General features: G+C 70.7%; 11 protein-coding genes and 1 pseudogene. 6 read left to right on the forward strand and 6 right to left on the reverse strand.

All coding sequences use genetic code 11. The annotated features are described in order from the left end of the window. Window positions 1–494 precede the first annotated feature (494 nt). Window positions 495–1,121 (forward strand): vitamin K epoxide reductase family protein, encoded by a 627-nt coding sequence (locus tag GH736_RS08405; RefSeq protein ID WP_159602068.1) that lies wholly within the window; start codon window positions 495–497, stop codon window positions 1,119–1,121. A gap of 48 nt (window positions 1,122–1,169) precedes the next feature. Here the strand turns inward: GH736_RS08405 and ndk are convergent, their stop codons facing one another. The 5 genes from ndk to GH736_RS08430 form a co-directional block, all read right to left on the reverse strand. Then, window positions 1,170–1,592, reverse strand: coding sequence for a nucleoside-diphosphate kinase (gene ndk, locus GH736_RS08410; RefSeq protein ID WP_159602070.1), 423 nt, complete (start codon window positions 1,590–1,592; stop codon window positions 1,170–1,172). Continuing rightward, on the reverse strand, window positions 1,589–2,017 hold the full coding sequence (locus GH736_RS08415; RefSeq protein WP_159602072.1) for a DUF4233 domain-containing protein: 429 nt from the start codon (window positions 2,015–2,017) through the stop codon (window positions 1,589–1,591). Before GH736_RS08415 ends, ndk begins: the two co-directional genes overlap by 4 nt. Beyond that, entirely contained in the window at window positions 2,014–3,411 is a 1,398-nt protein-coding gene (locus tag GH736_RS08420; RefSeq protein ID WP_159602074.1) for a bifunctional folylpolyglutamate synthase/dihydrofolate synthase, read from the reverse strand. The genes GH736_RS08415 and GH736_RS08420 overlap by 4 nt, the downstream gene beginning before the upstream one ends. Beyond that, a complete protein-coding gene (ileS, locus tag GH736_RS08425; RefSeq protein WP_159602076.1) occupies window positions 3,408–6,716 on the reverse strand; it encodes an isoleucine--tRNA ligase in 3,309 nt (1,102 codons plus the stop codon). Before ileS ends, GH736_RS08420 begins: the two co-directional genes overlap by 4 nt. Window positions 6,717–6,944: 228 nt before the next feature. Continuing rightward, a complete protein-coding gene (locus GH736_RS08430) occupies window positions 6,945–7,340 on the reverse strand; it encodes a GntR family transcriptional regulator (protein ID WP_159602078.1) in 396 nt (131 codons plus the stop codon). A 75-nt stretch (window positions 7,341–7,415) separates the two neighbouring features. Here GH736_RS08430 and GH736_RS08435 point away from each other — a divergent pair, with 75 nt between their 5' ends. From GH736_RS08435 to GH736_RS08450, 4 genes are all read left to right on the forward strand, one after another. Beyond that, window positions 7,416–8,765 (forward strand): MFS transporter, encoded by a 1,350-nt coding sequence (locus tag GH736_RS08435; protein ID WP_235933904.1) that lies wholly within the window; start codon window positions 7,416–7,418, stop codon window positions 8,763–8,765. Between the two features lie 146 nt (window positions 8,766–8,911). After that, window positions 8,912–11,494: a valine--tRNA ligase gene (valS, locus tag GH736_RS08440; RefSeq protein ID WP_159602080.1), complete on the forward strand. Its 2,583-nt coding sequence runs from the start codon at window positions 8,912–8,914 to the stop codon at window positions 11,492–11,494. Window positions 11,495–11,504: 10 nt separating this feature from the next. Continuing rightward, complete coding sequence (locus GH736_RS08445) at window positions 11,505–11,951, forward strand: GNAT family N-acetyltransferase (protein WP_159602082.1); 447 nt, start codon at window positions 11,505–11,507, stop codon at window positions 11,949–11,951. Further along, complete coding sequence (locus GH736_RS08450; protein WP_159602084.1) at window positions 11,951–12,175, forward strand: hypothetical protein; 225 nt, start codon at window positions 11,951–11,953, stop codon at window positions 12,173–12,175. Before GH736_RS08445 ends, GH736_RS08450 begins: the two co-directional genes overlap by 1 nt. Window positions 12,176–12,201: 26 nt before the next feature. Here the strand turns inward: GH736_RS08450 and GH736_RS08455 are convergent, their stop codons facing one another. Next, window positions 12,202–13,035 (reverse strand): methyltransferase domain-containing protein, encoded by an 834-nt coding sequence (locus tag GH736_RS08455; protein WP_159602086.1) that lies wholly within the window; start codon window positions 13,033–13,035, stop codon window positions 12,202–12,204. A 108-nt stretch (window positions 13,036–13,143) separates the two neighbouring features. On the opposite strand from GH736_RS08455, the pseudogene GH736_RS08460 reads away from it, so the two are divergent. Beyond that, window positions 13,144–13,824, forward strand: a pseudogene (locus tag GH736_RS08460) (M3 family metallopeptidase); the annotation flags it as partial.

Below are 13,824 nucleotides of genomic sequence, written 5' to 3' on the forward strand. Positions count from 1 at the left end.
CGCGAACTCGCCGAGCACGCCCCGGACGGACCGTGGGGAGAGATCCTCACCAGCCACGCCGCAGGCCTCGCCGCGACCGTCTCCGAGGTCGAGCAGGTCCGCTCCGCGAACGAACACCTGAACCGCGACCGCCCCGTCGAGCGCCGAACAGGCCCCCTCGTCGCCTCGGTGTGCTGCTGCCGGATTCGTTCGTGTTGTTCTCGTTGCCTTCCACCATCTCTGGTGCACTCCTACGACGGTGTGGATGGCCGCGCCATCCGCTCCCGTACTCGTCTCGAGCGATCCCGCGCCGTGCGCCGGACCGCCAATCCTTCACTGCTGCGACCGGCAGGTTGCCTGTGTCGCCACGTCTCGCGGTGCGTCTCACCGCTCACTCGGATGCGGTGCATCCTCAAAGCCTTCATTGGCGTCGTGCCGGGCGCGGCCCGGACGACTCCTTCGATTATCGCACGGCCACGCAGGGTTGGCGTGGAACCGCATGCCAGAATACGAGGATGCCGGACTCCTCCCCCCAGTCCCGACCCGTCGGCGTCGCCGTCTTCCTCCTCATCGCGGGCGCGCTCGGCCTCCTCGCCGCCTGGAGCCTGACGCTCGACAAGCTGGCCCTGCTGGCCGATCCCGACTTCGTTCCGTCGTGCGACGTCGGCGTGCTCGTGGGCTGCGGCGTGAACCTCGGATCCTGGCAGGGCGAGCTGTTCGGGTTCCCCAACCCGCTCATCGGCCTCATGGCCTGGCCGGTCGTCATCGCGATCGGCGCGGCGATCCTCGCCGGAGCGCAGTTCGCACGCTGGTTCTGGATCGCCTTCAACGTCGGCGTGACGGGTGCGCTCCTCTTCGTCGGCTGGCTCATCGCGCAGAGCATCTACGCGCTCGACGTGCTCTGCCCGTGGTGCATGCTCACCTGGGCGGTGACCATCCCGACGTTCTGGGTCGTGACGCTGCACAACCTGCGCACCGGGAACATTCCCGTCTCGGCACGCGTGCAGCGGCTCGCCGCCGAGTGGTTCAAGTGGATCCCGCTGATCACGGTGGTCTGCTACGCGATCGTCATCGTGCTCGCGCAGGCGCAGATGAACGCCATCCCCCGCGTGATGATCGACCTGCAGAACCTCTTCCGCTGACGACGTGGAACCGCGCCGACCGGGCGGACCGGCCGGCGCGGCATCCGATCAGGCGAACCAGAGGGCGAGCTCGCGCTCGGCGGACTCGGGCGAGTCGGAGCCGTGCACGAGGTTCTGCTGCACCTTCAGGCCCCAGTCGCGGCCGAAGTCGCCGCGGATCGTGCCGGGCGCCGCGGTCGTGGGATCGGTCGTGCCCGCGAGCACCCGGAAGCCCTCGATGACGCGGTTGCCCGCCACCCGCATGGCCACGACCGGACCGGACTGCATGAACTCGACGAGCGGCTCGTAGAACGGCTTGCCCTCGTGCTCCGCGTAGTGCTTGGCCAGGATCTCCCGGTCGGGCTGCACCATGCGGACGTCGACGAGCGAGTAGCCCTTGGCCTCGATGCGGCGGAGGATCTCGCCGGTGAGGTTGCGGGCGACGCCGTCGGGCTTCACGATCACGAGGGTCTCTTCGATGCCGGTGGTCATTCCTGTTCCTGTTCCGGAGCGGCCTGCGCCGTCCTGTCTCGATCGATTCGTGCGCCGGCGACCATGCAGTACCACCACAGGCCGCCGAAGAGGATGCCGACGAAGAACATCGCCGGGTTGAGGAAGCCCGCCGCGAGGATGAGCCCCTGCAGCACCCAGCCGAGCGTGAAGCCCCACGGGTACCTGAGCAGGCCGATGGTCGCGACCAGGCCGACGATGAGCACCCCGCCCGCGACGAGCGCGACCCAGGGCGGCAGCCCCAACGAGCCGTTCTCGGTCGGTGCGAGCCCCCAGATCACGAGGGCGGCGAGGAACACGATGATGACCTCGAAGCCGAGCACGATGGCCGCGAGGCTCTGGCGGATGGAACGCGGCCTCCGGTTCGTCGGCTCGGGAGCGGCGGCGTCCCCAGGAGTGTTGCTCATGCGCGACCCCAGTCGCGGTCTGCGGCGATCGCCATGGCCTCGCCGACCAGCGCGATCGAGCCGGTGACGACCACGGCGCGCTTCGGCGACTCGGCCGCCCAGGCGCGCGCCTCGTCGAGGGCGTCGTCGAGTCGCTCGACGGCCTGCACCCGGTCGGCACCGACGCGCGCGGTGAGGATCGCCGTCACGTCCCGCACGTCGCGGGCCCGCTCGGACTCTGGCCGCGTGACGAGGAAGGATCCGCCTGACCGGGCCAGGACGGCGGCGATGCCGTCGACGTCCTTGTCGGCCAGCACGCCGAAGACGAAGACGAGCTCGTCGAAGTCGAAGTACTCGTCGAGCGCCGCGACGAGCGACTCGGCCCCGTGCGGGTTGTGCGCGGCATCCACGATCACGGTCGGATCGGCGGCGATCGCCTGCAGCCGACCGGGCGAGGCCGCGACTGAGAGGCCGTCGTGGACGACCTCGTCGGCGAGACGCACGGCGCCGCCGCCGATGAAGGCCTCGACCGCGGCGATGGCGACGGCCGCGTTCTCGGCCTGGTGGCGGCCGAAGAGCGGCAGCGCGATGTCGCGGTACTCCCCGGCGAGCCCGCGGACCGAGATCAGCTGCCCGCCCACGGCGACCCGCGACTCGAGGACGTCGAACGCGTCGCCCTCCACGGCGAGGGTGGATTCCGTCAGCTCCGCGGCATCCTGGAGCACGCGCAGGGCGGCGTCGGGCTGCTTCGCGGAGACCACGGATGCCGCGGGCTTGATGATGCCCGACTTCGTGCGGGCGATCTCGGTGACGGTGCTGCCGAGGCGGGCCTGGTGGTCGAGGTCGATGGGCGTGAACACCGCCACCTGGCCGTCGGCGACGTTGGTGGAGTCCCACTCGCCGCCCATGCCGACCTCGAGCACGACGACGTCCACGGGCGCATCGGCGAAGCACGCGAACGCGAGCACCGTGAGCGTCTCGAAGAATGTGAGCGGCTCCTCGCCGCTTCCCTCGAGCTCGGCGTCGACGATGGCGAGGAACGGGAGGATCTCCTCCCAGTTGCGGGCGACCGCCTCGTCGGAGATCGGCTCGCCGTCGATGCGGATCCGCTCCGTGAAGCGCTCCAGGTGCGGGCTCGTGAGCAGGCCGGTGCGCAGCCCCGACGCCCGGAGCATCGCCTCGATCATGCGACTCGTCGAGGTCTTCCCGTTCGTGCCGGTGATGTGGATGACCGGCGCCGCCCGATGCGGGTCGCCGAGCAGCTCGACGGCGCGGCGGGTCGGGGCGAGGCGCGGCCGGGGGCTGCCCTCGCCGATCCGGTCGAGCAGCGCCGCGTAGACGGCGTCGGCTGCGTCGCGGGACTCGGGGTCGTCGCGGTCGTCGAATGCGTCGTTCGCGTCGGATGCGTCGTTCACAGTTTCTCCAGGTCCACGAGGAGCGACGAGCCGTCGCCGACGGGGCGCGCCGCCTCGGCGCCCGAGACGTCGACACCGGTCTCGATGTCGAGCTCGCCGGCCAGGGTCTCGCGCGCGATGAGCGCGTGATGGGCGGATGCCGCGGCCGCACCCTGCGCGTCGAGCGTGAGGCCGAGGCGGATACGGTCGCCGACCTCGAGCCCGGCGGCCTTGCGGGCCTCCTGCACCGCGCGCACGACGTCGCGCGCGAGGCCCTCGGCCTCGAGCTCTGCGGTCGTGGCCGTGTCGAGGATGACGAAGCCGCCGTCGGCGAGGAGCGCGAGCGCGCTCGAGCCGTCGCCGGAGCCGCCGGCCTCGAGCACGAGGTCGTACTCCCCCGGCTCCAGCGCGATGCCGCCCGCGACGACCGTCTGGTCGCCGTCGAGCGTCCAGTCGCCCGAGCGAGCGGCCTGGATCGCCTGCTGCACGGTCCTGCCGAGGCGCGGGCCTGCGGCCCGGGCGTTCACGCTGAGCCGCTTGGTGACGCCGTAGCGCTCGGCGCTCGAGCCGTCGAGGGTGACGAGCTCGACGGACTTCACGTTGAGCTCGTCGCGCAGGATGCCCTCGAAGGGGGCCAGCGCCGAGGCATCCGCTGCCACGACCGTGAGCCTCGCGAGCGGAAGCCGCACCCGGCGGCCGGCCTGCTTGCGCAGCGCGAGCGTCGCACCGCTGATCTCACGCACCGCGTCCATCGCGGCGACCAGGGCGTCGTCGGCGGGGAACTCCTCGGCGTCGGGCCACTCGGTGAGGTGCACACTGCGCCCACCCGTGAGCCCGCGCCACACCTTGTCTGTGATCAGCGGCAGCAGCGGCGCCGCCAGCCGCGCGTAGGTCTCGAGCACGGTGAAGAGCGTGTCGAACGCCTCGGCACCCGAGCCGTCCTCGGCGACGCCCGTCCAGAACCGGTCGCGCGACCGCCGGACGTACCAGTTCGTGAGCACGTCGGCGAAGTCGCGGAGCTTCTGGGAAGCGAGCGTCGAGTCGAACGCCTCGAGGTCGTCGGTCACGGCGGTCACGAGGTCGCGGAGCTTGGCGAGCAGGTAGCGGTCGAGCACGTCCGTCGAGTCGGTGCGCCGGGTCGCCTCGTACCCGCCCTCGCGCGCCGTGTTGGCGTAGAGGGAGAAGAAGTACCAGGTGCTCCAGAACGGCAGCATGACCTGGCGCACGCCCTCACGGATGCCCTCCTCGGTCACGATGAGGTTGCCGCCGCGCAGCACGGAGCTCGACATCAGGAACCAGCGCATCGCGTCGGCGCCGTCGCGGTCGAAGACCTCGGAGACGTCGGGATAGTTGCGCAGCGACTTCGACATCTTCTGCCCGTCGCTGCCGAGCACGATCCCGTGGCTCACCACGTTCTTGTACGCGGGCCGGTCGAAGAGCGCCGTGGACAGCACGTGCATGACGTAGAACCATCCGCGCGTCTGCCCGATGTACTCGACGATGAAGTCGGAGGGATGGTGCGTGTCGAACCACACCTGGTTCTCGAACGGGTAGTGCACCTGCGCGAACGGCATGGAGCCCGAGTCGAACCAGACGTCGAGCACGTCGGGGATGCGACGCATGGTCGACCGCCCGGTGGGGTCGTCGGGGTTCGGCCGGGTCAGCTCGTCGATGTACGGACGGTGCAGGTCGGGCTCGCCCGCCGTGTTCACCGGCAGCCGGCCGAAGTCGCGTTGCAGCTCCTCGAGCGAGCCGTAGACGTCGACGCGCGGGTACGCGGGGTCGTCGCTCTTCCACACCGGGATCGGCGAGCCGAAGTACCGGTTGCGGCTGACCGACCAGTCGCGGGCGCCCGCCACCCACTTGCCGAACTGGCCGTCCTTGACGTTCTCGGGCACCCACGTGATGTCCTGGTTCAGCTCGCCCATGCGGTCGCGGAACTCGGGCACCCGGATGAACCAGCTCGAGACCGCCTTGTAGATGAGCGGGTTGCGGCACCGCCAACAGTGCGGGTACGAGTGCTCGTAGCTGGCCTGGCGGAGCAGGCGCCCCTCGGCCTTGAGCAGCTGCGTGAGCGGCTTGTTCGCGTCGCTCCAGAGGAGGCCCGCGACATCCGTCACCGCAGGCAGGAACCGGCCGGCGTCGTCGAGGGAGATGATGACCGGGATGCCGGCGGCGTCGCCGATCTTCTGGTCCTCCTCGCCGTAGGCCGGCGCCTGGTGCACGATGCCCGTGCCGTCCTCGGTCGTCACGTAGTCGGCCACCAGCACCTGCCACGCGTTCTGGAGGCCGTACTGCTCGACGTCGGCGTAGTAGTCGAACAGCCGGTCGTAGGTGACGCCCTCGAGCTCGGCGCCGCGCACGGTGCGCGAGACGGCGGCTCGGGCGTCGTCGGCCGAGTCGTAGCCGAGCTCCTTCGCGTAGCCGCCGACGAGGTCGCGGGCCAGGAGGTACTCGCCGCCCAGCACCTCGGTGTCGGAGGCGCCGGCCCGCTCGCGGAGCACCGTGGCGTCGGGCGTGCCGTTCGGCCCGGCGGGCACCACCGCGTACTCGATGTCGGGTCCGACCGCGAGCGCGAAGTTCGTCGGGAGCGTCCACGGCGTCGTCGTCCAGGCGAGCGCACGCACGGCCGTGAGGCCGAGCGACTCCGCCTTCGCGCCCGTGAGCGGGAACGTGACCGTGACCGTCTGGTCCTGCCGCATCTTGTAGACGTCGTCGTCCATGCGCAGCTCGTGGTTCGAGAGCGGCGTCTGGTCGCGCCAGCAGTACGGCAGCACGCGGTAGCCCTCGTAGGCGAGTCCCTTGTCGTGCAGGGTCTTGAACGCCCACACGACCGACTCCATGAAGGTCACGTCGAGCGTCTTGTAGTCGTGCTCGAAGTCGACCCACCGCGCCTGCCGGGTGACGTACTCCTGCCACTCCTTGGTGTAGCGCAGCACCGCCTCGCGCGCGGCCTCGTTGAAAGCCGCGATGCCCATCGCCTCGATCTCGCTCTTGTCGGTGATGCCGAGCTGGCGCTCCGCCTCGAGCTCCGCGGGCAGGCCGTGCGTGTCCCAGCCGAAGCGGCGGTGCACCTGGTGGCCGCGCATGGTCTGGAACCGCGGGAACAGGTCCTTCGCGTACCCGGTCAGCAGGTGCCCGTAGTGCGGGAGGCCGTTGGCGAACGGCGGGCCGTCGTAGAACACCCACTCGGGCGAGCCCTCGCGCTGGTCGATCGACGCCTGGAAGGTGCCGTCCTGCTTCCAGAAGGCGAGGACCTCCCGCTCGACGGCGGGGAAGTCGGGTGAGGGGGCGACACCGTGGTCGTCTGGGGTACGGGGGTACACGCTCGCTCCTTGCGGGGACGGATGCTCTCGCGAGGACGCCGGCTGCTCGATCGAGCACCGCCGCGGTACCACCTCGCTTGCCCCGGCATCCGCGGATGTCGAGGCCCCTCATTCGGCTGTGACGGGCCACCCGTTCGGTTCTAGTGACGAGCGGATGCCTCGCGGCATCCGTTCGCGTTCTTCCGAAGACTCCCCGGTGATGGCCGGATCGACGTCCTTCGCTCCAGACTACCGCGTCCGCGCACTGCGCAGCACGCCCGAAGCGGCGGGAGACCCCCGGTACGCCTCGCTGATGAGCGCGAGCAGCGCGCTCTCGGGGAGGTCGTGCAGCTTGGCCTCGTCGACGAGGTCGTGGATGGCGCCCGCGAGTGCGGCGTGCCCGCCGATGCGGACGGCCACGACGGCACCCCGACCGCGGTGCAACTCGATGAGGCCCTCGTCGCGCAGCACGCCATAGGCACGGAGCACGGTGTGCATGTTCACGCCGAGCGACTCGGCGAGGTCGCGCGCGGCCGGGAGGCGCTCGCCGCCGATGACGCGGCCGTCGATGATCGCCGACCGGACGGCCGAGGCGAGCTGGTCGAACAGGGGCGTGGCGCGGGTCGGGTCGAGGCGGATCAGCACCACTTGATCGTATTGTTCTATTCGAACCTGAACAAGTCGATTGTCGTCGACGTCGCCCGCTGCAAGGATGTCTGCGTGACCACTGCACCTCCCGCCCCCGCGACCCCCGCGCCCACGAATCCCGCCCGCCGCGTCGCGTGGGCCTCGATGGTCGGCACCTCGCTCGAGTCCTTCGACTTCTACGTCTTCGCCTACTTCTCGGCCTTCTTCATCGGGCCGCTCTTCTTCGACCCGCTGGGCGAGTTCGGCGCACAGCTCGCCGCGTTCTCGACGGTCGCCGTCGCGTTCGTCGTGCGGCCGATCGGCGCCATCCTCTTCGGCCACATGGGCGACCGGCTCGGACGTCGCGCGACGCTGCTCTGGACGGTCGGCATCATGGGTGTCGCGACCGGCCTGATCGGCGTGCTGCCGACCTACGCGCAGGCCGGCTGGATCGGCGCGGTGCTCCTCGTGCTGCTCCGCGTCGTGCAGGGCCTCTCCCTGGGCGGCGAGTGGGGCGGCTCCATCCTCCTCGCGACCGAGCACTCCGGCCCCGTGAAGCGTGCCTTCTACGCCGCGATCCCCCAGCTCGGCTCCCCCGTCGGGTCGATCCTGTCCGCGGCGCTGTTCATCATCATGACGATCGCACTGCCCGCCGAGGAACTCGCGGCGTGGGGCTGGCGCATCCCGTTCCTCATCGCATTCCCGCTGCTGCTCGTCTCGCTCTACCTCCGCTGGACGATCGACGAGACCCCGGTCTTCCGCGAGGTCGTCGCCGAGGGCCGCCGTGACCGTCTCCCCTTCATCACGATGTTCCGCCGGCGCCCCGTGGCGATCGTCATCGCGATCGGCGCGGCCCTGCTCGGCATCGGCTCCTACTCGCTGATGAACACGTACACGATCAACTACGGCGCCGCCGAGCTCGGGTTCAGCTTCCAGGACCTGCTGATCGCCACCACGATCGGCGGGCTGCTGCAGCTCGTCACCATCCCGCTGTTCGGCTCCTGGGCGACGCGCATCGGCTCGGCCAAGGTCGTCGCGTGGGGCGCGCTGGGCACGCTGCTCATCACCTTCCCGATGTACTTCCTGCTGCAGTTCGCGACGTTCCCGATCCTCGTGGGCACCATGATCATCGGCGGCATCCTGCCGACCATGTCGTGGGCGGCGCTCGGCGGCCTCATGAACGACCTCTTCCCCGATCACTTCCGCTACTCGGCGCTCTCGCTCTCGTACGCCATCGCGGCGACGGTCGGCGGCTTCGTGCCGCTCGTCACGCTCGCGCTCGGCGAGTCGACGGGCTACGCCTGGTGGCACCCCGGCGTGGTGCTGGCCCTGTTGTCGGCCGTGACGCTCGTGTCGGCGTGGGCGGCATCGCGGATGCCCCCGGTGCCCGAGGTCGGCGACCCCGACGTCGTGGCGGCACCCGAGCGGGCATCGGCCGCCTGAGTCCGTCCTCCATCGCCGCCCGACAAGCGGCACACCCCTCGGCCCGCCGGTTCCCGGCGGGCCGAGTCGTCTCCGGTAGGCTGGATCGTCGCACATTCAGGCACCTCTTCATCGACACGGTGCCGCCGATATCGAACCGGAGCATCATGACCGATCACTCGCGCATTCCCGACAAGCCCGCGCTCGAAGGACTCGAGACGGTCTGGGGGGACGCATGGGAGCGTGACGGCGTCTACCGGTTCGATCGCGAGCGGGCCACCCGCGAGTCCGTCTACTCGATCGACACCCCGCCGCCGACCGCGTCGGGATCCCTCCACATCGGGCACGTGTTCTCGTTCACGCACACCGACCTGATCGCGCGCTACCAGCGCATGCGCGGTCGGAGCGTCTTCTATCCCATGGGCTGGGACGACAACGGCCTGCCCACCGAACGGCGGGTGCAGAACTACTACGGCGTGCGCTGCGACCCGTCGCTGCCCTACGACCCCGACTTCGTGCCGCCGTTCGAGGGTGGCGACAACAAGAGCACGAAGGCCGCCGACCAGCAGCCGATCAGCCGCCGCAACTTCATCGAGCTGTGCGAGCGGCTCACGGTGGAAGACGAGCAGCAGTTCGAGGCGCTCTTCCGCACGCTCGGGCTCTCGGTCGACTGGACGCAGTCCTACCGCACGATCGCCGACGAGGCGCTCTTCACCTCGCAGCTCGCCTTCGTCCGCAATGTCGAGCGCGGAGAGGCCTACCAGGCGCTGGCGCCCACCCTGTGGGACGTCACGTTCCGCACCGCCGTCGCCCAGGCCGAGCTCGAGGACCGTGAGCAGGCCGGGCACTACCATCGGGTGGCCTTCCACCGGCCCGACGGCGGCACGGTCGAGATCGAGACGAGTCGCCCCGAGCTCATCCCGGCGTGCGTGGCCCTCGTCGCGCATCCCGACGACGAGCGCTACCAGCCGCTCTTCGGCACGACGGTGACCACGCCCGTCTTCGGTGTCGAGGTGCCCGTGGTCGCCCACCACCTCGCCCAGAAGGACAAGGGCACCGGCATCGCCATGATCTGCACCTTCGGCGACGTCACCGACGTCGTCTGGTGGCGCGAGCTCGACCTTCCGAACCGCGCGATCATGGGCTTCGACGGCCGCATCATCTCCGAGGCACCCGAGGCCATCACGAGCGAGGCGGGCCGTGCCGCGTTCGCGGAGCTCGCCGGCAAGACCGCGTTCTCGGCCAAGCAGGCCGTCGTCGAGCAGCTGCGCGCGTCGGGCGACCTGTTGGGAGAGCCCAAGGCGATCACGCATCCGGTGAAGTTCTTCGAGAAGGGCGACCGGCCGCTCGAGATCGTCTCGACGCGGCAGTGGTACATCGTGAACGGCGCGCGCGACGCGGGGCTGAAGGAGCGTCTCGTCGCCCACGGCCGCGAGATCGACTGGCACCCCGACTTCATGCGGGTCCGCTACGAGAACTGGGTGGGCGGGCTCTCGGGCGACTGGCTGATCTCGCGCCAGCGCTTCTTCGGCGTGCCGATCCCCGTCTGGTATCCGCTCGACGCCGACGGCAACCCCGTGTTCGACGAGCCCATCGTGGCCACGCGCGACCTCCTCCCCGTCGACCCGTCGTCGTCGCCCGCCCCTGGCTACGAGGAGTCGCAGCGCGGCGAACCGGGCGGATTCATCGGCGAGCACGACGTGATGGACACGTGGGCCACGTCTTCGCTCACGCCGCAGCTGGCGGCCGGCTGGGAGCGCGACGCCGAGCTGTTCGACCTCGTCTTCCCGTACTCGCTCCGGCCCCAGGCGCAGGACATCATCCGCACCTGGCTGTTCTCCACGGTGCTGCGCGCCGAGCTGGAGCACGGCGTGAAGCCGTGGCAGAACGCCGCGATCTCCGGCTTCATCGTCGACCCCGACCGCAAGAAGATGTCGAAGTCGAAGGGCAACGTGGTGACGCCCGCCGGGCTGCTCGAGCAGCACGGCTCCGACGCCGTGCGCTACTGGGCCGCGTCCAGTCGGCTCGGCACGGATGCCGCGTTCGACCCGCAGAACCCGACGCAGGTCAAGATCGGCCGCCGCCTGGCGATCAAGGTGCTCAACGCGGCGAAGTTCATCCTCGGCTTCGACGGACGGGCGGATGCCCCCGTGACCGTGCCGGTCGACCGGAGCATGCTCGCCGAGCTCGCCGAGGTCGTCGCCAGCGCCACCAGGTCGTACGACGCATACGAGCACGCCCGCGCGCTGGAGTCCGCCGAGACGTTCTTCTGGACGTTCTGCGACGACTATCTCGAGCTCGTCAAGGAACGCGCGTACGGAGCGCCGAGCCCCGAGCAGGCGTCGGCGGTGGCGGCGCTGAAGACGGCCCTGAGCGTGCTGCTGCGCCTGTTCGCGCCGGTCATCCCGTTCGCCACCGAGGAGGCCTGGCGCTGGTCGAACGAGGGGTCCGTGCATGTGGCGCCGTGGCCCGCCGTCGACGAGCTCGCGGCCCGCGGCGAGGCCGGCGTCGAGCTGCTCGCACTCGCGAGCCTCGCGCTCACCGGCATCCGCCGGGCGAAGACCGACGCCAAGGCGTCGCAGAAGACCCCGGTCGAGAGCGCCGTGATCGCGGCGTCCGCACCGGCGATCGCGCTGCTCGAGTCGGCGGCCGCCGACCTGCGCGCGGTGGGCCGCATCGCCTCCCTCTCGTTCGTCGAGGCGGAGCAGTTCGAGGTGCGCGACATCGTGTTCGAGGCATCCGAGGCGTAGGGGGTACGCGATGGCACACGAGATCCGCCTGGCAGGCGACGACGACTTCTTCGGATGGCTGCCGTTGTTCGAGGCGTACTGCGAGTTCTACGACACCGAGCTCGACGATGCGAAGGCGCTCATCGTGTGGAACTGGATCCGCGACGAGCACGATCCGCTCCAGGCGGCGCTCGCCGTCGACGAGGAGGACACGCCCGTCGGGCTCGCGCACTTCCGCGTCGTGCCCGACACGCTGCGGGCGACCCGCGGCATCCACCTCGACGACCTCTACGTCACCGAAGCCCTGCGCGGTTCGGGTGTCGGCCGGGCGCTCATCGAGTTCGTGCACGCGCGCTCGCTCGAGGCGGGAACGGGTGGCGTCAGCTGGGTCACCGCAGAGGACAACACCAGTGCGCAGCGGCTCTACGACGAGCTGGCGCGTCGCACGACCTGGGTCACCTACGAGATGGACGCCTGATGCGACTCGGCACGCGGTGGTCGTTCGGCGCCGAGCCGCCGGCGTCGGTGCCGAACGACCTGCGCCCGCGCATCGCCGCCGCCGAGGCCGCGCACCCGGGCGATGGCGACGGACGCCACTGGACGCTCACCTGGCTCGAGGGCCGTCCGATCGTCGAACTCGACGACGGCACGGTCGTGAGCGACACGATCATCGACGTGCAGGACGCCGACGAGGACTGGTAGGGGCGCAGCCGTCGGACCGGGCACGGTCAGGCGCGGGCGAGCACCTCGGCGTGCGGCATGAGCAGCCAGCCGTCGGCGTCCGCCGCCCACTCCCGCCAGGCCGTGGCGATCCGAGCGAGCTCGCCGGGGTTGGAGTGACCCGACTCGATGGCGTGCGCCGCGAACTGGGACTGCGTGGCGCGCTCGGCCCACGAGGTGCCCCACCACTCGCGCTCGAGCTCGGTCGAGAACACCCAGTTCGTCGCCGTCGCCTCGATCTCGGCGAAGCCGGCCTCGCGGACCCAGCGCTTCAGGTACCGGCCGGCATCGGGCTCGCCGCCGTTGCCGACGGCGACCTGGTGGTAGAGCTCGAGCCAGCGGTCGAGCCCGGCTGAGGCGGGGCTCCAGATGACGCCGCCGTAGTCGACATCGCGAACGGCGAGCAGCCCCCCGGGCTTCAGCACGCGGCGGAACTCGTGCAGCGCGTCGACCGGACGCGCGAGGTGCTGCAGCACCTGATGCGCGTGCACGACGTCGAACGACGCGTCGGCGAACTCGAGCGCATAGGCGTCGCCCACGCGGAACTCCACGTTGTCGACGCGCTCGCTCTCGGCGAGCCCGTTCGCACGCTCGACGACGTCGGCTGCGGCATCCACGCCGACGACCCGACCCGGGCGCACGCGACGGGCGAGGTCGATCGTGATCGTCCCGGGTCCGCTGCCGACGTCGAGGATCCGGGCGCCGGCCTCGAGATGCGGCGCGAGGTAGGCCGCCGAGTTCTCCACCGTGCGCCACGAGTGCACACGGAGGACGCTCTCATGGTGGCCGTGCGTGTAGGCCTCGGCCGGTGCGGACTCGATGGACTCTGCGTCGCCATGCATGTTCCGAGCCTACGACCGCCGAGGCCGCCTCCACGCCACGCGATGCGCCACGCGATGCGCCACCGATGCGGCACGCGACCGGGCGCGCCGACGTCATAGGGTGGTCGGATGGGCGACGCGTCGAATCCGTTCCTCGAACCCAGCACCCTCCCGTACGGGCTGCCGCTGTTCGCGTTGGTCAGGCCCGAGCACTACCGCGAGGCGATCGTGCAGGGCATGCACGAGCAGCGTGCGGAGGTCGAGGCGATCGCGGACGACCTCGCTCCACCGTCGTTCGACAACACCCTCGTCGCTCTCGAGCGCTCCGGCGAGCTCCTGCGCCGCGTGCTCCCCGTCTTCGAGAATGCGAGCTCGGCCGACACCGACGAGGCGATCGACGCGCTGGATGCCGAGCTGGCCCCGCTCCTCGCCGCCCATCGCGACGCGATCCGGCTGGACCCGCGGCTCTTCGCCCGGATCGGCCTCCTGCACGGGATGCGCGACGAGCTCGGGCTCGATCCCGACCAGGCGTACCTGCTCGAACGGGTCCACCGGGAGGCCGTGCTCGCGGGTGCCGCGCTCGACCCCGAGGCCCGCGACCGTCTGGCAGCGCTGAACGCCGAACTCTCGACGCTGACGACGGCCTTCCAGCAGCACCTCCTCGCGGACACGAACGACCTCGCGCTGCACCTCGTCGACGAGGCGGAGCTCGAGGGCCTCGACCCGGGCGCCCGTTCCGCGGCCCGCGAGGCAGCGCGCGCACGCGGGCTCGAGGGCTGGCTGCTCACCCTGGTGCTCCCCACCGGGCAG

The organism is Agromyces humi (assembly GCF_009720255.1).
Taxonomy (GTDB): Bacteria; Actinomycetota; Actinomycetes; order Actinomycetales; family Microbacteriaceae; genus Agromyces; species Agromyces humi.